Raw genomic sequence first — 19339 nt, forward strand, 5'->3', positions numbered from 1 at the left:
CCGCCGCCGCGTCGAGATGGCAGGTGGCCTCGTCCAGCAGGACGAGCCGCGCCGGGGACAGGTAGGTGCGGGTCAGCGCGACGAGCTGGCGTTCCCCGGCGGACAGCGTGGCCGGGTCGATCCGCGCGTCGTATCCGCCGAGGCGTTCGGCCAGGGCCGTCAGGCCGACGGCGTCCGCGGCGGCGTCGAGCTCGGCGTCGCCCGGAGGCGCGGTGTCCGCCCGCAGGTAACCCAGGTTGTCCCGCAGCGTGCCGCCGAAGACGTACGCCTCCTGCGGGATGAGCGCGCGGAACTCCGGCGCGACCTGCGAGGCGGGCGTGCCGCCCAGGAAGACGGTGCCGCGCGAGGGAGTGAGCAGCCCGGCGACGAGCAGGGCCAGCGTCGACTTGCCGATGCCGCTCGGGCCGACGATCGCGAGGTGGTCGCCGTCGGGCACCGTCAGGGACAGGTCGTCGATCACCGGCTCGGCGTCCGGCCCGTACGCGAAGGTGACCCGGGACAGCCGCAGGTCACCGCCGCCTCCGGCCGGGCGAGGCACGGCGGGGACCTCGCCGGTCTCGATCAGGCGGCCGAGGGTCACCGCCAGGCGCAGGCCGCTGCCGCCCAGGCCCCGGATGGCGGTGTGCAGCGCGGGGGTGAGCCCCTGCAGGACGTACGTCAGCGCCCCGAGTACCGCACCCGGTGTCGCGCCGTGCCGCAGCAGCCACGGCGCGGCGGCGACGATCGCCAGGAGCGGCAACCGGCCGCCGACGGCCAGCGCGATCGTACGTCCGGCGGCGATCCGGGCGACGGACCGGGCCGCCGCCGCCTGAGCGTCGATCAGCCGCCCGATCTTGGCGGACCTGGCGTCCTCCGCGCCGCAGGCGACGATGTCGCGGAGACCGGTGGCCAGCGCGGTCGAGGACCCGGCGATCCGCTCCTCGGCGAGGATGAGGTCACGCTGGCGGGCCATGGCCCGCGACACCATGCCGAGGAACAGGCCGAGCCCCAGCGCGACCGGTGGCACGACGAGGAGGAGCGTCACCGGCAGCAGGGCCGACAGGCCGATCAGCGCGCTCGCCAGCGTGAACACGAATCCCCGGATGACGACCAGCAACCCCGCGAAGGTGTCGCGGACGATCTCGACGTGCTGGGTGAGCCGGGCGACGGCGGCGTCACCCGGGCGGCCTGTGCGGACGGCCTCGTGGACGGCGCCGCGGACGACCTGGCGGACCAGGGCGTCCCGGAGCGGTTCGACGATTCCGGCCAGCGGCCGGTACGCCGCCGCGCTGCCGACCGCTCCCGCGGCGGCGGCGACGGCCAGCGCGGCCAGCCAGGCCAGTCCCGTTCCCGTGCGGTGGGTCAGGAACGCGTCGGTGGCGCCCGCGACGGACCGGCCGAAGACGAGGACGGGTGCCGCCTCGACCGCCGACCAGACCGCGAGCAGCGTCGCCTCACGCGGACGGCGGCGTACCGCGCCGGCCAGCACCCGGCCGCCGCTGAGACGTCTCCGCCGCCGTGACATCAGCGGAACACCGCCCGGTACTCCGGGTCGGCCCACAGCTCCCGGTGCGGGGCGCAGGCGCGGATCCGGCCGCCGTCGAGCCAGGCCACCAGGTCGGCGCGGGCCGCCGTCGTCACGCGATGCGCGATGATCAGCCGGGTGCGGGGGTCGCGCGTGAGAATGTCCCCGATCCGCATCTCGGTGACGGTGTCGAGGCTGGAGGTGGCGTCGTCGAGGACGAGCACCGTGCCGGGGTGGGCGAAGGCCCGGGCCAGGCCCAGCCGCTGCAGCTCACCGCCGGAGAGCGGGGCGGCGTCCGGGGGAGTGCCGTAGCCGGCGGGCAGGCGCCGGATGAAGCCGTCCGCCTGCGCCGCGCACGCCGCCCGCATCGCGCACGCCGCCGGCACGGCCTCGGCGGCGGCTCCGGAGCGATCCGCGGGAGGCGCGGGGGCGGTGCCGCCCGTGATCGCCTCGGCGATGGTCGCGCCGAACAGGACGGGCCGGGCGAACGCGTACCCGATCGCCCGCCGGAGCGCCGTACGGCTCAGGTCGCGCAGTGGGACGCCGTCGAGCAGGACCTCGCCCGCGTCCGGCTCGGCGAGGCGGCCGGCCAGCGCGGCCAGCAGCGACTTGCCGGATCCGGACCGGCCGACGACGGCGACGGCCCGGCCGCCGGGGACGGTCAGGTCCAGTCCGTCGAGGACCGGCGCGGCCGACACCCCGCGGAACTCCAGGCGCCCGGGCCCCTCCGGCGGTGAGGCGGTGCCGTACGCGGGCGGCTCGCGGTCCAGCACCGGAGCGAGGCGGGCCGCTCCGGCGCGGGCGCGGGCCAGCCGGCCGAGCTGGGTGATCACCGGGCCGATGTCGGCGCCCAGCCCGGCGTACTGCGTCGCGGCCAGCAACCCGCCCGCGGTCAGCCGCCCGGCGGCCACCTCCCAGCCCGCGACGGCCAGGACCGCGATCTGCAGCAGCGGAAGCGCGAGGGTGCCCCGGCCCGCGGTCGCGGCCTGCACCCGCCAGGTCGCGTGCCCGTGCTCGGCGAGCTCGGGGAGGGGCGCGAGGATCCGGGTGATCTCGCGGTCGGCCGTGCCGGCGGCCGCGACCGTCCGGTTGCCGGCCAGCGCCTCGACGAGGCGGGCGGCGATGACGCCCTGGACGGCCAGGTAGCGGCCGACGATGGCGGAGGTGTCCCGGACGAAGGCGGTCAGCACCGCGAAGATGACCGGCAGGCCCAGCGCGAACGTCAACGCGAGCCACGGGTCGAGCAGCAGGAGGGCGATCATCCCGCCGACCGGCGGCAGGACGGCCGTGATCGCGAGGACGACGGCGGACGGCGCGAGGCCCGTGTCCGCGGTGGCCGTGACGGCGCGGCTGGTCACGTCGCCCGCCGCGAGGCCGGGCGACGTGTGCGCGCCGCGCGTACTCTCGTCACCCGATCCGCCGGCGGCCCGCACCGTGGGGGAGGCGCGCCGGGCGACGCCGCAGGGCCCCTCGCCGCCTGGGCTTCGCCTCGTTCCGGCCGACGGGCCGAGGGCGAGCAGGCGGCGTACGAAGCGATGCCGCATCCGCGCGGTGGCGGCGGCCGCACTGGTCCCGATCGCGAGTTCGGTGAGGACGTCGCCGGCCGTCGCGGCGGCCACCAGCGCGGCGTACGCGAGCGGCCAGGTGGACGTCCCGCCGTCACGCAGGACGCCGTCCACGGCGAGGCCGAGGACGGCCGGCAGGAGCGTCTCGGCTCCCGCCCGTACCAAAGAGGTGACGGCGAGCAGGCTCGCCCAGGCGCCGCCGTCGCGGACAGCCCGAATCACGAGCCCACTCGCCGTCATCGGTCTCCCTGCCTTCATGGCCCGGGCCATGGTTCCCGGGGCCATTCGTCGGTCATCAGAGGCAGATCGTGATGCTGTGCGAGCTGTGGCACAGCAGGCTCAGGCTGCTGTTCGTCTCGCCGCCACCACCCGGGGTGGACTCCATGCCCTGCATGTCGAGAAGCGTCATCGTGTTTCACCTCCTCACCGTGGTCGTGTCTCCGACACCCGCGAGGGTTCTCGCGGGTTGCTCTGGTGCCGCCAGGAACGGCAGGTGGACCGGCCGGTCGTGCAGTGCCGCGCCGAGCGCGAGCAGGACGCCGGCGGTCCCGGTGCCCAGGTCCATCGAGAGCCGGAGCAGGTTCTCGCCGATGAAGGCCAGACCGCCCTGGTACGGGACGGCGTGCCAGGCCAGGTCGCGGATGTGCGCCGCCGCCCGCGGGTCGCCCAGCCGGGCGAGGTGGAGCAGCATTCCCGCGCGCCCGCTGAACAGCCCGGCCTGGGCGTAGTAGACGGACCGGGCGGCGAGGCCGATCGCCTCGCGGGCCTCGCGGAACCGCTCGTCCTCCCGGTGCGCGAGGTAGTCGTCGATGACGAGACCGATCCCCACGCTGCCGCGGCCGAGGTACGGCAGGATGCGCGATCCCTCGTCGACGTGCAGTGCGCCGTTCTTGTCGGTCACGCACCGCTGGAGGTCCAGCCGGATGGCCGTCGCGGCCAGGTCGAGAAGGTTCGGGTCGCCGGTCCGTTCGTAGAACCGGACGAACATCAGCGCGGGGCCCGCCATGCCGCGCAGCAGCCCGGGACGGGACGGTGCCCCGGTCGCCGTGACCACCTGGTCGGCGACCAATTGGGCCGCCCGCGCCGCGGCGTCCCGGAGGTCCGGTGTCTCCAGCGGCCCGGCGAGATGCTCCAGCGTGAGCGCGATACCCGGCAGCCCGCCGTACAGGTCGGTGCCGAGGCGCTCCCACCGTTCGCCGAGGCAGATGTCGACGACCTTGCCGGCGGCATCGAGGTGACCGAGGTGGGCCAGCGTGTACGCGGCGCCGTACAGGCCGTCGTACAGTCCGAGGCCGGTGCCGGGCGGCGGGGCGGTGGCGTGCTCGATCAGCCAGTCCGTGTGTTCGACCGGGCATCCGGTGACGTCCAGGGCGTAGAGCACGCCCGCCGCGCCGTACGCCAGGCCGAGGGCGGCACCGCCGAACTGCTGGATGTCGCCGGGGAAGAGCCGGTCGTCACGGTGCGGCGTGGCACTGGCCAGGATGGCCCTGCCGAGCGCCGAGCGCGTCTCCTCCCAGCCGGCCCGATCGGGGCGCAGTGCGGGGACCGTCCCCACGAGCCGGGTTCCCGTGGCGACGTCGCGGGAGATCTCGGCCACGGCGGACTCGAGGTAGCCCTCCGGCAGCGGGAACCGCTCGGCGATCACCTCGGCGAGGTGGGCGGCCTTCGTACGGTCGAGCTGGAGGATCGTGGTCAGCGGCGCGAACAGCGCGAGTTTCAGGCACGCGAGGCAGTAGTCGTCGACCGCGGTCCCTCTGCGGTCCGGTGGAGCCAGGAATCCCGGGTTGGCGAGGATCTGCCGGCCCTCGTCGGCGGCCGGTGCCGCCGTCTCGAAGTCGATCAGCGCGACGCCGTCGTCGGGGCGCACCATGATGTTGAACATGTGCAGGTCGTTGAAGACGACCCCGCGGGCGTGCACGGCCTCGACGACACGTTCGGTGCCCTCGTAGACCTTGAGCGCCCATGCCGTGTACTCGGCGACCCGGCCCGGATCGGGTTCGGGGTCGAGCAGGGGGTGCCGCTCGGCGAAGAAGGTGTTGAGCGGCCGTCCCTCGATGAACTCCTGGGCCAGGAATTCGTGGTCGCCGAGGGTGAAGTAGTCGTGCACCCGGGGGACGCCGTCGATGCCGGCGAGGCGCCGGAGCATGTCGCGCTCACGGCGGAGCCGGGTCACCGCGTCGGCGCCGTCGGCCGCCAGCCCGGCGTACGGCCGGCCCTCTTTGAGCACGACGCGTTCACCGGTCCGGGTGTCCTCGGCGGCGTAGACGCCGCCGCCGTTGGAGAAGTGCAGTGCCTCGGTCACCCGGTACGGCAGGCCGGCCATCGTCACCGCGTTGCGGGCGTCGAGGTGCGGTCGCAGGAAGCCGGGTACGGTCACCCAGTCCGGTATCCGGAAGACCGGGTCACGGCGGTCGGGCACGAGCCGTCCCTCGCCGTCCTCGATGGCGGAGACGAGCCGTCCGTCCTCGTCCTTGCAGTGGCGCTCGGCGAAGCCGCCGTAGCGTACGTACAGCGGGCCGTTCCCGATCCGCAGGTCGGTGAGGATGTACGGGCCGGGCTCGCCGGCGAGGAGTTCGCCGAGTTCACGCAGGATCTGCTCGAGTTCGGCCTCGTCTCGCGGATAAATGGTGACGAGTTTCCCGCTTCCGCCGCGTCCCGCGTATTTGGCGTTACGCATCAAAAGGACGTCGGCGCTACGCAGGTGCTTGAAGGAGATCGTCCTGGGAACGCAGTAGTCTCGGACCCGTACGAGCACGTCTTCGGCGTTCTCGTGACACGCCGCCACGTGTATCTTCCAGCCCTGTTGCGGGATCTCCTGAGCCGGCGGGACGTAGACCAGCCATTCGCTGCGGCGGATCCGCTGCCATCCCTCGGGAAGGGGCTCGTCGGCGATGGCGAAAGCCGGGCGCTCCTGACCGTCCATGACGTCATAGAAGAGCCTGTCTTTCTGGCAATACAGCTCGTACTGCTTTTCCACCGCTGCGTCCTCTGCTCGGGAGTGGGCCGGTCGGGGGAATCCCGGGCGTTACGAGAAGAAGAATGGCAGGGTGCTCGATGGGTCGCCTAGGGACAAGTATCACGAATGACTCGTGAACATGTCCTATGGCGACATGGGGCAGTGAAAGAGGATAAGTCGCCCTGCGGGACATCTACCCAGATAGATGCCTTTCCGGGAATGGCTACCCGGCGGTATCCGTGCGCGGCCGAGGCACCGGCCGGGCGGTGCGGCCGGCGGTGAACGTTCCCGTCAGCGGTATCGGCGGTTGACGCGGATCAGCGGCGGCCGTGCGGCGTCGACGTAGTCGATCGCCAGGACCTCCGCGATGAAGAGGACGTGGTCACCCGCCGGGACGCGCTGCCGGGTCTCGCACTCCAGGGCGGCCGATCCCCCCTCGATCACCAGCGCCTCGGAGCTCGGGCCCCGATGGTGGGGCTCCCCGGCGATGAGCAGCCGGGCACTCGGCCGGCCCGTCGCCGCGAACCGGCCGGCGAGCACCCGCTGAGCCGAGGACAGCACCGTCACGGCCCAGCGGTCGCACCGATGCAGCACCTCGCCGAGATACGAACCGGTGCCGACGCCGATCAGGACCATCGGCGGATCGAGGGAGACCGAGCCGAAGGCGGTCAGCGTCGTGCCGATGTCGTCGCGCCCGTCCCGGACGGTCACGACCACGACTCCGGTCGCGAACGCCGCCAGCGCCTCGGTGAAGTCGGCCGGCGTCACCTCGCCCACCGTCACGCCCCGGTAGGCCCGGCCGGCACGGGCGTCCGGCAGGCGCCCATCAGCGGATCTCCCAGGAGCCCGGCAGCAGCAGCGGGCCGCCGGAGGGCAGGCCCAGCCGCGTGGCGACCCCGGTGAGCGGTCCCCACGCGTCGACGCGCGCGCTCGCGGCCGTACGGTCGTCGCTGGACTCGGCCGGGCGCAGGCGGTCGAGGGGCGAGACGCGCGGGTAGGACCGCACCGGCGCGTCGGCGGCCAGCCCGGCCTTCTTCCTCGCCAGCTCGACCGCGTAGGACAGCCCGCCGAGCTCGTCGACCAGGCCGCGCTCGTGGGCGTCGGCGCCCGTCCACACCCGTCCCCGGGCCAGGTCGTGGACGCGCTCCGGAGACAGCCCCCGGCCCTCGGCGACCTTGCCGACGAAGTCGTCGTAGACCCGGTCGAGGAACGTGTTGACCCGTGACCACTCCTCGTCGGTGAAGTCACGCGTCGGCGCGTACATCCGGGCGTGCGCGCCGTGTTCCGCGCTGCCGAGCCCGATGCCGAGCCGGTCGAGCAGGTCACCGACGACCGGCTTGCCGAAGACGACCCCGATCGAGCCGGTCAGCGTGCCCGGCTGCGCCACGATCGTGTCGGCGGGAGCCGCAACGAAGTAGCCGCCCGAGGCGGCGACGTTGCCCATCGACACGACGACGGGCTTGCCGGCCTCGCGGGCGAGGATCACCTCGCGCCAGATGGTGTCCGAGGCGACGTACGAACCGCCGGGGCTGTCGATCCGGAACACGATCGCCTTGACCTTGTCGTCTCCGGCCGCCGCGCGGAACGCCGCCGCGATCGTGTCCGAGCCGATCGACGCGCTCTGCCCCGGCAGGAGACTGCGGCCGCTCCGGCCCAGCCGGATCTGCCCATGCCCCTGGATCAGCGCGATGACGTCCTGCTGGGGGCGGGGGATCCGCTTGCTCACCCCCTGGGCCCGGTTGTACCGGGCGACGTAGCGCAGCCGGGCCTCCGCGCCCGCCGCGGCGCGTACCTCGGCGTAGACCTCGTCACGGTAGGCGAGCCGGTCGACCAGCCCGGCCTCAAGGGCCTCCGGACCCAGGAGCGGCGCCCGGTCGATCAGCTCGCGGACGCGGTCCTCCGGCAGCCCGCGCCCGGCGGCCACACCCGCCACCAGCTGCTCGCCGATGGAGGAGACGATCCGATCGGACATCTCCCGATGCTCGGGGGTGTACGAGCGTTCCATGAAGGTGTTCGCGGCCGTCTTGTACTCGTGCCGCTTGGCGAAGCGCGGCGTGATCCCGGCCTTCTCGAGGGCCTCGTTGAAGAACGGCTCCTCCAGGGCCACGCCGGTCAGCGCCAGGTCCCCGGACGGCTGCAGGTAGATGCGCTCGAACGCGGTCGCCAGGTAGTAGGGGACCGTCCCGCGGCCGGTCTCGCCGAAGGACTCGGCCCACGCCACCGTCAGCTTCCCGGCGTCCCGGAACGCCTGGACGGCCGCCCGGAGCTCCTGGGCCACCGCAAGGCCGATCCGGTTACCGCCGATCCGCACGACGAGTGCCTTCACACGGGGGTCCGAACGGCCTTTCCGCAGCCCGCCCAGCACGTCCCGCAGATGGGCCCGGCGCATCGAGATCACCGCGGACACCGGGTCGGCGGGCGGCCCGTCGATGAGCCCGTCGGTCAGGTCCAGCTCGAGTATCAGGGGGGCGGTGCGCCGCTCCCGCGCGTCCTTCAGGAGGTCGACCACTGCTCCGGCATCCACCATGCGCCCAACCCTATGCCGCCCCGCCGGTTACCCTCACCGGTATGGGCGATGGGGACGGCTGGGTGACGTGTGACGCCGGTCATCGGCACTGGGGACGCCACGGCGCCGCCGGTCTGCTCCTGTACCACCTGGCGCCCGAGCCGCATGTGCTCCTGCAGAAACGCGCCCTCCTCTCCATCGGCGGCGGCACCTGGGGGATCCTCGGCGGCGCGCGGCACAGTCACGAGGACGCGGTCACCGGCGCGCTGCGCGAGGCCGGTGAGGAGAGCACGCTCGACCCGTCCGTCGTGCGGGTCCACGGCCTGATCGGCGAGCACCACGGCGGCTGGTCGTACGAGACGGTGATCGCGTCCGTCGCCGAACGGCCCGACGTCCGCCGGGCGTCGTTCGAGACGGCGGCCGTCGACTGGGTCCACGTCGACGAGGTGCCCGGCAGGAGGCTCTTCCCGGCGTTCGCCGATGGCTGGTCCCGGCTTCGCGCGGCGCTGGTCCGGCCGGTCCTCGTCGTCCACGCCGCGGCCCTCGACGGTACGGACGGCGGAGGAATGGGCGGCGGAGGCGCGGACCGTCTCGTTCGATGGCGCGACCGGCTGGCCGCCATCGGCCCGATCGAGAACCTCCCCGGCACCGTCGCCGACCTGTCCTACCCCGAGATCGTCCTCGCCGCCGAGGACACCGATCCCGTCCAGGGGGAGGACGGCACCGGCGTGCGGGTCGTCGCCGTACGGGACGGCGCGGAGGGGCTCGCCCGCCTCGTCGCGCCACGGGCTCCGGACGAGCACCGCGTCGTCGTCACCGGCGACACCGCGTTGCGCCGCCGCGCCGAGGAGGCGGGCGCGACGGTCGCCGGCCCGCGCTGGCTGCTCGGCCTGCTCTCCTGAGCGTTCTCCTCACCAGGGCAGCGGGCCGTTCTCGTCGAAGTTACCGCACGTGGGCCCGTCCTCGCCCAGCAGCGCCAGGTCGATGGCGACCTTCGCGCTCTGCGCCGGCGTGCGGACGCCCCGATGCCCGTTGAGGTCGGTGGCGGTGTACCCGGGCTCGCAGGCGTTCACCTTGATCGGAGTGTCCCGCAGCTCCTTGCCGTACTGGACCGTGATCGCGTTCAGCGCCGACTTCGACGACCCGTACGCGAGGTAGGACGGCACCGTCGAGTCCGGGGCCGCGTGCGCGCTGATCGACGCCAACCGGCTCGAGACGTTGACGATCCGCCCCGCGGGGGAACGCCTCAGCAGCGGCAGCAGCGCGTTGGTCACCGCCACGACCCCGAACACGTTGGTCTCGTACACGGCCCGCATCGCCGGCACGTCCGTCCCGCTCGGCGGGACCGGAACGGGGCTGTCGGTGATGCCGGCGTTGTTCACCAGGATGTCGAGCCGGCCGAAGCGTTCCTCGATCCAGCGCGCCGCCTCCGCGATCGACGATTGGTCCGTCACGTCGACCCGCACGTAGTGGAACTCACCGCCGTCGGCGCTCAGCGCGGCGACGGCCTCCTCACCTCGTGTCCGATCACGAGCGGCCACCAGTACGGCGCAGTCATGCTGTGCCAGCCCGCGAGCGATCTCGTATCCGATGCCCTTGTTCGCCCCGGTCACCAGGGCCAGTTTGGACGCCATTTGATGATCAAAACCTTTAGAGCGCGCTCTAAGTCAAATCCCGCCGCTTGGGCTCCGGGGTGGTGGTGGGTCTTACACCGGCTCCACAGGCCGACACCGCCAGCCCGGCGGCCAAAAGGTTCTTCGCCGCGTTCACGTCCCGATCATGGATCGCGCCGCAGCCACACGTCCAGGCGCGGACGTCAAGAGGCATCGCCTCGGCCATGGTGCCGCAGGCCGAGCACAGTTTGGAGGAGGGGAACCAGCGGTCGACCACGATCACCTCACGGCCGTACCACGCCGCTTTGTACTCCAGCATGCGCCGGAACTCACTCCACGCCGCGTCGGAGATGGCGCGGGCCAGCGCGTGGTTCTTCAGCATGTTCCGGACGGTCAGGTCCTCGATCACGACCACTTGGTTATCGCGGAGGAGTCGAGTGGTGAGCTTGTGCAGCATGTCGCGGCGCCGGTCGGTGATCCGCGCGTGGATCCGGGCGACCCGACGCCGCGCCCTGGCCCGGTTGGCCCCATCCCCCTTGGCCTTGCGCGACAATTCCCGTTGCGCGCGGGCCAGGCGGGCCCGGTCGCGGCGCTCATACCGGGGGTTGGTGATCTTCTCCCCGGTGGACAAGGTCAGCAGATGCTCCAGCCCGGCATCGATCCCGACCGCGGCGCCGTTCGCGGGAAGCGGCCGGATGCCGGAGTCTTCGCACAGCAGGGACACGAACCAGCGCCCCGCCGCATCCTGAGACACCGTCACCGTCGAGGGCCTGGCGCCCTCGGGCAAAGGCCTCGACCACACGATGTTCAGCGGTTCGGTCATCTTGGCGAGAGTCAGCTTCCCGTCCCGGTACCGGAATCCGCTGCGGGTGTATTCGGCGGACGTGCGGGACTTCTTCTTCGCCTTGAACCGCGGATACCCCGCCCGCTTGGCGAAGAAGTTCGTGAACGCCGTCTGCAGATGCCGCAGCACCTGCTGCAGCGGAACCGAGGACACCTCGTTCAAGAAGGCAAGGTCCTCGGTCTTCTCCCACGCCGTCAGCATCGCCGAAGTGTCGTTGCAGGTGAGGCTTTCGCGGCGCGACGTCCACGCCTGGCTGCGGGCCGCCAGCGCGAGGTTGTAGACCTTCCGTACGCACCCGAACGTGCGCAACAGCTCCGCTGCCTGCGCATCGGTCGGATAGAAGCGGTACTTGAACGCACGCTTCGCACGGGGGGTCGTCACAATCAGTGGACTATAACGTCAGTGTGTGACCGCCCGCGGGTTTTCCGGTGTGGACGCCGGATCGCCGTGACGGCGATCCGGTTGATCCTTGCCCTGCCCTGCAGGGGTCCGATTTCTCCCCGCCTTGAAGGGCGGGGTCTCCTCGGAGGATTCAGATGACGGAGCAGTGCTCGGACCAGGCGCCCCGGAGACCGGTCCTGATCGTCGACGGGGCGAACGTCGTGGGCGCCACGCCCGACGGCTGGTGGCGCGACCGGACCGGTGCGGCGACGCGTCTGCGTGACCGGCTCGCCCGCCTCGGCGCGGTGGAGGGACTGCCGGGAGCGGGTTTCGGCCCCGCCCGTCCCGAGATCGTCCTGGTCATCGAAGGCGCCGCCCGGGGCGTCCCCAGCGTGCCCGGCGTGCGCGTCGTCGAGGCTCCCGGCAGCGGCGACGACACGATCGCCCGGCTGGCCGCCCCCGAGGCGGGGGAGACGCGCACCGTCGTCACCGCCGACCGCGAGTTGCGGCGCCGCGCCGAGGCTGCGGGCGCCTCGGTCGTCGGCCCCGGCTGGCTCCTGGGCCGCCTCCCCTGATCTTCGTGATCAGGTGGAGCGATGAGCCGTCATGACGTTCGATCGGACGAGCGGTATCGGCCGAGGGACCGTTCAGACGAGCCTGCCGCCACCGTCGACGTGCAGCACCGTGCCGGTGACGAACGGGTTGCCGATGGCGAACAGGACGGCCTGCACCAGATCGTCGGCGGTGCCGACCCTGCGGGCCGGGTTCCGCTCCGCCACCCCGCGAAGGAACGCCTCCTTGTCGGCGCCCAGCCGGTCCCACGCGCCGCTGTCGACGATGCCGGGCGAGACGGCGTTCACGCGGATCGGCGCGATCTCCACGGCGAGCGCCTGCACCAGGAACGCCAGGGCACCGTTGGTCGTGGCCATCACGGTCCGTTCCGGGGACGGGCGCCAGGCGGCCACCCCGGAGAAGAAGGTGAACGACCCGCCCTCGTTGACCTGCCCGGCGAGGTGCTTGGCGAGGAACAGCGGGCCGATCACCTTCGCCGCGAACGCCCGCTGAACCGCGGCGAGGTCCAGACCGGCCAGCGGCCCGTTGGCGGGCACCGCGGCCGTGGACACCAGATGGTCGAAACGGCCCGTCTCCTTGGCGAGCCCGGCGATCGACCCCTCATCGGTGATGTCCAGGGGGATCACCTGAGCCGAACCGGCGAGCTCACCGGCGGTCCATTCGAGCTTGCGGGGATCGGGACCGGCCAGTACGAGGTCGGCCCCGGCGGCCGACGCGGCCTGCGCGATCCGGCGCCCGGTGTGGGACCCCGCACCGATGACGACGAGCCGCTGCCCGGCGAGCGCGGTGGTGTTCGACATGACGATTCCTCCACGAGTGGTCGGATGACGGTCGCCCCACCCATGACGCCGGGCGACCGCCATCAACACTCGTCGCCGGCCTGCCATAAGTCCAATGCTTGTCTTCTGACCGAGCGATAATATTTCTTCATGGCGACGCTCCGGCAGTTCGAGTACCTCGTCACGGTGGTCGACACGGGCTCCTTCACCCGGGCCGCCGAGTCGCTCCACGTCACCCAGCCCGCCCTGTCCCACCAGATCCGGGCACTCGAACGCGACCTCGGCGGCCCCCTGCTCGAGCGCCTCCCGAGGTCGGTCCGGCTGACACCGCTGGGCCGCTCGGTGCTGCCGCACGCCCGCGCCGCGCTCGCCGACGCCGAGCGCCTCCGTTCGGCGGCCCGCCGCACGGCGGGTCTGGAGAGCGGAGAGCTCGAAGTGGCCACCGTCTACTCGGTCAGCCTGGGCGTCCTGCCGCCCGTCCTGCGCGGCTGGCGGGAGCGCCATCCGGGCGTACGCGTCCGCCTCCGCGAATACCCGCACGCCGACGAGCTGCAGGCCGCGATGAGCACCGGGCAGGCGGACCTCGCCGTCGGCCCGACACCACCGGGCTGGGAAGGTCCCGTACGCGAACTCGGCACCGAGGAGTTCGTCGTCGTCGTGGCGGCCGACGACCCACTGGCCGGCGAGACGAGCGGGAGCATCGCGCTGGACTCCCTCGCCGGCCGGGCCTGGGTCCACTACGCGCCCGGGAACGGCCTCGCGGACCTCTTCGACCGAGTCTGCGCCCGGGCCGGCTTCCAGGCCCAGGTCGCGATCCGCGCCGAGCAGACCGCCGCCGTGCCCCTCCTGGCCGCCGCCGGTCTCGGCCCCGCCCTGGTCCCGGCGAACATCCTCCCGCCCGGTTTCGACGGTCTCCTGCTCCGCCCCGACCCCCCGATCCGCCGCGTTCTCAGCGCCTACGGCCGAATCCGCCCGGACCCCCTCACCGCCGCCTTCGCCGACCTGCTCGCCCACCAGGTCCGCAGCAACCTCTCGCTGCTCCGGCCTGTACAAGGCTGAGCCGGCTATTCCATCGAGGACGTTCTCGGCTGAAGACGGTCGTACGTGAGCGGGCCCCGGGACGAGCACGTCCCGGGGCCCGCTTCCGGTTCGGATCAGCGGAACTGGCGGGGCTGCCTGGGGAGCATGACGTGGGTCGGGCCGCGCCACTTCTGCTGGGCGGAGAAGGACGGCGCGGACGACGAGCCGCCGATGATCACCGGGAGGGTGATCCGGCTGCCGGCCAGGTCGACCGTGACGGCGGCGCCGGTGGCGTCGTCGTCCTGGGTGTCGGCGTCGGTGCCGATGAGGATCAGGGCGAGCCGGTGCCCGGCCTTGAAGCGGTAGTCCTGCGGCAGGGTGTCCCAGCGGACCGTGTAGGTCCTGCCCGGCGTGAGCGGTGACGGGTGGCTGAGGGACGCGCGGTTCTGCGCGTCGAGGTAGCCGCGGGTCACCACGTTGACGTCGGAGGTCACGGTGTCCGTGACGACCTTCCGGTAGCAGGCGTCGTCGCCGGCCGTGCTGTCACCGTGGCAGTCCTCGGTGGTCAGCGTCTTCACGCCCGATCCGGCGCCCAGGTAGTTCACCCGGGTGTCGGTGCCGTAGTCGACGAGCAGCGCGCCGAGGTTGGCCGTCGGCCCGTCGAGCTTGATCTTCAGGCTGACCTCCGGCGTGCCGGAGAGCCGGACGTCGGTCTTCAGCGGCGGGGTCGTGTAGGCCAGCCGGTAGGGCTTCGCCGTCGTGGGGTCGGAGACGGTGTCGTCCTCGGTCTGCTTGGTGTCGCTGTACGAACCGGTGCCGGTGCCGGCCGTGAGGCCGAGGCCGCCGCCGGCCTGGGGGTGGAGGCTGAGCCGCCGGGTGTGCGGCGCGGGCCAGTCGGACTGGGTGGCCCACTGGTCGGGGCCGGTCTCGATGTCCGCGCGCGGTTGCTTCATGATGCCGTTCGGCAGTTTCCAGAGCCAGTGGTCGAACCACTGGTGCAGGGTGTCGACCCAGACGTCGCGGCGGAAGTCGAACGGGTCGACGTGGCCGTACTGGGACAGCCACACCTTGCGCGGCACTCCACGCTCGGCCAGCGCCGCCCACCAGGTGGAGAACTGGCTGGGCTTGACGTTCAGGTCGTTGAGCCCGTGGATCGCGAAGACGCTGGCGTGCACCCGCCTCGCGTCGGCGATGGGACCGGTTCGGTAGTCGCGTTCGTTCCAGAAGGCGTTGTCGTTCCCGGTGGCGTCGTCCTGGCCCTGGGCGAGGCGCTGCCGGACGGCGGCGCACTTGGCGGGCGGGTCGGTGTCGACCACCTGGGCGAGGCCGTCCTCCTCGCCCTTGAACCAGATCACGCCGTTCACGCGGCTGTAGTCGTACCAGGAGCTGATCGCGGAGATCGGCACGATGGTGTCGAGGCCCTTGACGCCGGTGGCCGCGACGCCGTTGGCGAGGGTCCCGTCGTAGGACTTGCCGATCATGCCGGCGTGGCCGGTGGACCACGTGGCCTTGACCGGCCTGCCCTGGGCGTCGAAGGCCTTGGCCCGGCCGCCCAGCCAGTCGATGACGGCCTTGCCGCCGAGCACGTCCGAGGCGCCGCCGGAGGTGGGGCAGCCGTCGGACCTGGTGGTGCCGTCCATGTCGACGTTCAGGACCGCGTAGCCGCGCGGCACGAAGTAGTTGTCGTAGAACAGCGGGAACTTGACCGGATCGCCGTTCGCGTCGTAGGTCTTGCGCTCGCCCTCGTTGCCGCGGCCGAGATTGTCGTAGTACGGGCTCTCGTCGATGATCGCCGGCACCTTGAGTCCGGCGTCGGTCTCGCGGGGCCGGACGATGTCGACCCGGATGAGGTCCTTCTTGCCGTCACCGTCGGAGTCGACGCTCGACTGCACCCGGACGAATTCCCGGATGGCGTTCCCGTACGAGAAGACGGGCTGGGTGACGCCGTCCGCCACTTTGATCGTCGGCTTCTTCGCCGCGTGGGCGGCGGGTGCGCCGGTCGCCGTGAGGGCGGCCGCGACCGCGATTGAGGCGAGAGCTCCTCGCCGTGCTGAGATCCGCACGCGCTACCTCCTGAGGTTGCGCGCGAAATCTCTCGCACCGCACGGCTCTGCCACAACATCATTGCCACATGTGGCCCGGTGATCGTCGGCGCCGCCCCATCATGGCCGTGTGGGGGACACGGCCACAACGGGCGTCAGGGGCGGAAGGCGATCATTCCGGGGCGAGCCAGAGGGCGCCGAGCGGGGGCACGCGCAGGCAGGCGGACGCGGGCAGCCCGTGGCTGGGCTCGTCGACCGCCTCGACGGCGCCGAGGTTGCCGACGCCGCTGCCGCCGTACTCGTACGCGTCGGTGTTGACCACCTCGCGCCAGCGGCCCGCGCGGGGCAGGCCGAGCCGGTAGTTCTCGTGCGGGACACCGGAGAAGTTGACGACGCAGGCGAGCGGCGCGCCGTCCGGCCCGTAGCGCAGGAAGGAGATGACGTTGCCCGCGACGTCGTCGGCGGAGATCCAGCGGAAGCCCGCCGGGTCGGTGTCCATGGTCCACAGCTGGGGCGAGGCGGTGTAGGTGTGGTTGAGGTCGCGGACCAGGCTGCGTACGCCGACGTGGAAGTTGTCCTCGGCCTCGTCCAGCAGCCACCAGTCGAGGGAGCGGGACTCGGCCCACTCGGCGCCCTGGCCGAACTCCTGGCCCATGAACAGCAGCTGCTTGCCCGGGTGCGCCCACATGAACGCCAGCAGGGCCCGCAGGTTGGCGAACCGCTGCCACTCGTCGCCGGGCATCTTGCCCAGCAGGGAGCCCTTGCCGTGCACGACCTCGTCGTGCGACAGCGGCAGCACGTAGTTCTCCGAGTAGGCGTAGACCATCGAGAACGTGATCTCGTGGTGGTGGTAGCCGCGGTACAGCGGGTCCCGCTGGAGGTAGGCCAGCGTGTCGTGCATCCAGCCCATGTTCCACTTGAACCCGAATCCGAGCCCGCCGAGGTGGGTGGGGCGGGAGACGCCGGGCCAGGCGGTGGACTCCTCGGCGATCGTCACGATGCCGGGGGAGCGCTTGTACGCGGTGGCGTTCATCTCTTTGAGGAAGTCGATCGCCTCGAGGTTCTCCCGGCCGCCGTAGATGTTCGGCGTCCACTCGCCCTCGGCGCGGGAGTAGTCCAGGTACAGCATCGAGGCGACGGCGTCGACGCGGAGCCCGTCGACGTGGAACTCCTCCAGCCAGTAGTTGGCGTTGGCGACCAGGAAGTTGCGGACCTCGGCGCGGCCGAAGTCGAAGATGAGGGTGCCCCAGTCCTTCTGCTCGCCGCGGCGCGGGTCGGCGTGCTCGTACAGCGGGGTTCCGTCGAAGCGGGCCAGGGCCCACTCGTCCTTGGGGAAGTGGCCCGGCACCCAGTCGATGATCACACCGATGCCGGCTTGGTGGAGCCGGTCGACGAGGTGGCGGAAGTCGTCGGGGTTCCCGAACCGGGAGGTCGGCGCGTAGTAGGAGGTCACCTGGTAGCCCCACGAGCCGCCGAACGGGTGCTCCGCGACCGGCAGGAACTCCACGTGGGTGAAGCCCATCTCGGTGACGTAGCCGACGAGCTGGTCGGCGAGTTCGCGGTAGCCCAGGTCGGCGCGCCAGGAGCCGAGGTGGACCTCGTACGTGCTCATCGGCGAGTGCAGCGCGTCGTAGGACTTGCGGCGCGTCATCCACTCGTCGTCATCCCATTCGTAGGAGGAGGTGAAGACGGTGGAGGCGGTGGCGGGCGGCCGCTCGGCGTACCGCGCCATCGGGTCGGCCTTGCGCCGCCAGATCCGGTCGGCGCCGAGGATCTCGAACTTGTAGTTCGTGCCGTCGCCGACATCAGGGACGAACAGCTCCCAGACGCCCGAGGAGCCGAGCGAGCGCATCGGGTGGGCCCGGCCGTCCCAGTGGTTGAAGTCGCCGATGACCCGCACGCCGCGGGCGTTCGGGGCCCAGACCGCGAAGGAGGTGCCGGAGACCGCGCCGAGGACCGAGGCGTACGTGCGGGTGTGCGCGCCGAGGACCTTCCACAGCTCTTCGTGCCGGCCTTCGCCGATCAGGTGCAGGTCGAGTTCGCCGAGGGTCGGCAGGTGCCGGTACGGGTCGTCCTGGATCACCTCGGGCCCGTCGTACGCCACCGCCAGCCGGTAGTCCGGTACCGCCTGGGGCTCGTCACCGGCCAGGGCGGTGCCGGTCGGCAGGGTCACCGCGAAGACACCCTCGTGCACGTGGCGCATCGGGTGCCGGGTGCCGTCCGGAAGGATCACCTCCACCGTGGTGGCCAGCGGCCGCAACGCGCGGACGGTGACGCCGTCGCGCCCGGGATGGGCGCCGAGCACGCTGTGGGGGTCGTGGTGATCTCCGCCGATCAGCCGGTCGATCTCGTCGTTGGTGACCCGCGCCATGACGCTCCTCGGATGTTCTTGTGTGCACGCTCCTCCTAAGCCTGCCCGACGAGCGTCGCCTAATCCTCGGGGGGTCCGGATCTTGAGATCCGCTCAAAGGTCGAGCGCGTAGTCGAGGACGACGCGGTCCGCGGGCAGGACGATGTCCCGGCAGACCTCCAGGACCTGGTCGCCGGACAGCATCCGCCGGGTGATGGTGAGCACCGGCACGCCCGGCGCCATGCGCAGCGTCGCGGCCTCCTCCGGGGTCGGCATCCGCGACCGTACGGACTCTTCGACGCGGGTCGCGGGATGTCCCAGGTAGGCGAGCTGCGCGGGGGTGCCGCCCGGCCACGGTTCGCGGTCCGGGTCGGCCACGGGCGTCCCGGCCACCAGGCTCCAGGGCAGGTAGTTGGTGGAGATCTGCTGGGGTTCGCCGCGCGCCCAGAAGACGAAGTGACGCCGGAGCAGCGGAGTCCCCGGTTCGAGCGCGAACAGGGCCGCCAGGTCCTCGTCGGCGCGCCGCCGGGAGTAGGACCGGTCCAGCCGGTAGTCCCGCCAGGTGATGTGGTGGTCGACGGTGAAGGACGTGGCGGGCGTCGTGCCCGGGTCCGTCTCGGCGCGGTACCGCTCCATGGCCAGCCGGCGCGCGGGCGGGCGGGCGCGGACGAGCGTGCCGCCGCCACGGCGGGTCTCGATCAGCCCCTCGGAGCGGAGTAAGGAGAACGCCTGGCGGACGACGATCTCCGAGACGCCGTACGACGCGGACAGCCGGCTGATCGTGGGCAGCCGGGAGCCGGGCGGGTAGGTGCCGTCGCGGATCAGGTCGCGGAGCTCGCCGGCGATGCGGGCGTAAGCGGGGGGGATCGCCACCTTGCCCTCCTCATGGCCGTGGGGAGACGTTCCGCTTACGCGCGGGTTGACACCTTCAGCTATCAGACCCACTTTCGTATACAGAAGGTGGAGTTTCCAGCGCGAAGGGGCAATATGGCGGATTTCGCCGCTACCAAGGCCACGTTAGAGAGCAAGTTCCCCGGCTGGATCGTCTGGCGCAGCGACGCGGGGCACTGGTACGCGACCCGTGCGGGCAGCCTCACCGACCAGCAGATCCGAGCCGGTCAGGCGATGACCGTGGCCGCCGAGGCGCCGGAGACGCTCCGGCTGCTTCTGGCCGAGCAGGAGCGTCCCGGCGAGGGCGCGGGATGA

At 72.2% G+C, this 19339-nt stretch carries 15 protein-coding genes and 1 pseudogene; 4 read left to right on the forward strand and 12 right to left on the reverse strand.

What is annotated here, in order from left to right; genetic code table 11:
* Nucleotides 1-34: 34 nt before the first annotated feature.
* From NE235_RS38315 to sppA, 6 genes and pseudogenes are all read right to left on the reverse strand, one after another.
* Nucleotides 35-1504: pseudogene (locus tag NE235_RS38315) on the reverse strand (ATP-binding cassette domain-containing protein); the annotation flags it as partial.
* Complete coding sequence (locus tag NE235_RS24175) at nucleotides 1504-3291, reverse strand: ATP-binding cassette domain-containing protein (protein ID WP_252806778.1); 1788 nt, start codon at nucleotides 3289-3291, stop codon at nucleotides 1504-1506. The pseudogene NE235_RS38315 and the gene NE235_RS24175, both read right to left, overlap by 1 nt.
* Nucleotides 3292-3364: 73 nt before the next feature.
* The gene (locus NE235_RS24180; protein ID WP_252806780.1) at nucleotides 3365-3478 is read right to left on the reverse strand and encodes a SapB/AmfS family lanthipeptide; all 114 of its coding nucleotides are present in this window, start codon (nucleotides 3476-3478) and stop codon (nucleotides 3365-3367) included.
* 6 nt (nucleotides 3479-3484) lie between these two features.
* The gene (gene lanKC, locus NE235_RS24185; protein WP_252806783.1) at nucleotides 3485-6046 is read right to left on the reverse strand and encodes a class III lanthionine synthetase LanKC; all 2562 of its coding nucleotides are present in this window, start codon (nucleotides 6044-6046) and stop codon (nucleotides 3485-3487) included.
* Nucleotides 6047-6316: 270 nt separating this feature from the next.
* On the reverse strand, nucleotides 6317-6802 hold the full coding sequence (locus NE235_RS24190) for a flavin reductase family protein (protein ID WP_252806785.1): 486 nt from the start codon (nucleotides 6800-6802) through the stop codon (nucleotides 6317-6319).
* 49 nt (nucleotides 6803-6851) lie between these two features.
* On the reverse strand, nucleotides 6852-8552 hold the full coding sequence (sppA, locus tag NE235_RS24195) for a signal peptide peptidase SppA (protein WP_252806787.1): 1701 nt from the start codon (nucleotides 8550-8552) through the stop codon (nucleotides 6852-6854).
* 41 nt (nucleotides 8553-8593) lie between these two features.
* Between sppA and NE235_RS24200 the strand changes: the two genes are divergently transcribed.
* Nucleotides 8594-9433 (forward strand): NUDIX domain-containing protein, encoded by an 840-nt coding sequence (locus tag NE235_RS24200; RefSeq protein ID WP_252806788.1) that lies wholly within the window; start codon nucleotides 8594-8596, stop codon nucleotides 9431-9433.
* Between the two features lie 9 nt (nucleotides 9434-9442).
* Here the strand turns inward: NE235_RS24200 and NE235_RS24205 are convergent, their stop codons facing one another.
* Both NE235_RS24205 and NE235_RS24210 read right to left on the reverse strand, forming a co-directional pair.
* Nucleotides 9443-10165: an SDR family oxidoreductase gene (locus NE235_RS24205; protein ID WP_252806789.1), complete on the reverse strand. Its 723-nt coding sequence runs from the start codon at nucleotides 10163-10165 to the stop codon at nucleotides 9443-9445.
* Between the two features lie 28 nt (nucleotides 10166-10193).
* Nucleotides 10194-11369, reverse strand: a complete 1176-nt coding sequence (locus NE235_RS24210; RefSeq protein WP_252806790.1) for an RNA-guided endonuclease InsQ/TnpB family protein — start codon at nucleotides 11367-11369, stop codon at nucleotides 10194-10196.
* 155 nt (nucleotides 11370-11524) lie between these two features.
* Between NE235_RS24210 and NE235_RS24215 the strand changes: the two genes are divergently transcribed.
* Complete coding sequence (locus tag NE235_RS24215) at nucleotides 11525-11944, forward strand: PIN domain-containing protein (RefSeq protein WP_252806791.1); 420 nt, start codon at nucleotides 11525-11527, stop codon at nucleotides 11942-11944.
* Nucleotides 11945-12016: 72 nt separating this feature from the next.
* Here NE235_RS24215 and NE235_RS24220 read toward each other — a convergent pair whose 3' ends face one another.
* Nucleotides 12017-12742, reverse strand: a complete 726-nt coding sequence (locus tag NE235_RS24220; protein WP_252806792.1) for an SDR family oxidoreductase — start codon at nucleotides 12740-12742, stop codon at nucleotides 12017-12019.
* A 129-nt stretch (nucleotides 12743-12871) separates the two neighbouring features.
* Here NE235_RS24220 and NE235_RS24225 point away from each other — a divergent pair, with 129 nt between their 5' ends.
* Nucleotides 12872-13780, forward strand: coding sequence for a LysR family transcriptional regulator (locus tag NE235_RS24225; RefSeq protein WP_252806793.1), 909 nt, complete (start codon nucleotides 12872-12874; stop codon nucleotides 13778-13780).
* A 95-nt stretch (nucleotides 13781-13875) separates the two neighbouring features.
* Here the strand turns inward: NE235_RS24225 and NE235_RS24230 are convergent, their stop codons facing one another.
* The 3 genes from NE235_RS24230 to NE235_RS24240 form a co-directional block, all read right to left on the reverse strand.
* On the reverse strand, nucleotides 13876-15804 hold the full coding sequence (locus tag NE235_RS24230; protein ID WP_252806795.1) for a Xaa-Pro dipeptidyl-peptidase: 1929 nt from the start codon (nucleotides 15802-15804) through the stop codon (nucleotides 13876-13878).
* Between the two features lie 151 nt (nucleotides 15805-15955).
* Nucleotides 15956-18154, reverse strand: a complete 2199-nt coding sequence (gene glgB / locus NE235_RS24235; protein WP_252806797.1) for a 1,4-alpha-glucan branching protein GlgB — start codon at nucleotides 18152-18154, stop codon at nucleotides 15956-15958.
* Nucleotides 18155-18247: 93 nt separating this feature from the next.
* A complete protein-coding gene (locus NE235_RS24240; RefSeq protein ID WP_252806799.1) occupies nucleotides 18248-19006 on the reverse strand; it encodes a GntR family transcriptional regulator in 759 nt (252 codons plus the stop codon).
* A 114-nt stretch (nucleotides 19007-19120) separates the two neighbouring features.
* On the opposite strand from NE235_RS24240, the gene NE235_RS24245 reads away from it, so the two are divergent.
* Nucleotides 19121-19339: a hypothetical protein gene (locus NE235_RS24245; RefSeq protein ID WP_252806801.1), complete on the forward strand. Its 219-nt coding sequence runs from the start codon at nucleotides 19121-19123 to the stop codon at nucleotides 19337-19339.

Origin of the sequence: Actinoallomurus spadix (genome assembly GCF_024055725.1) — a bacterium.
In the GTDB taxonomy this organism is placed as follows: domain Bacteria; phylum Actinomycetota; class Actinomycetes; order Streptosporangiales; family Streptosporangiaceae; genus Actinoallomurus; species Actinoallomurus spadix.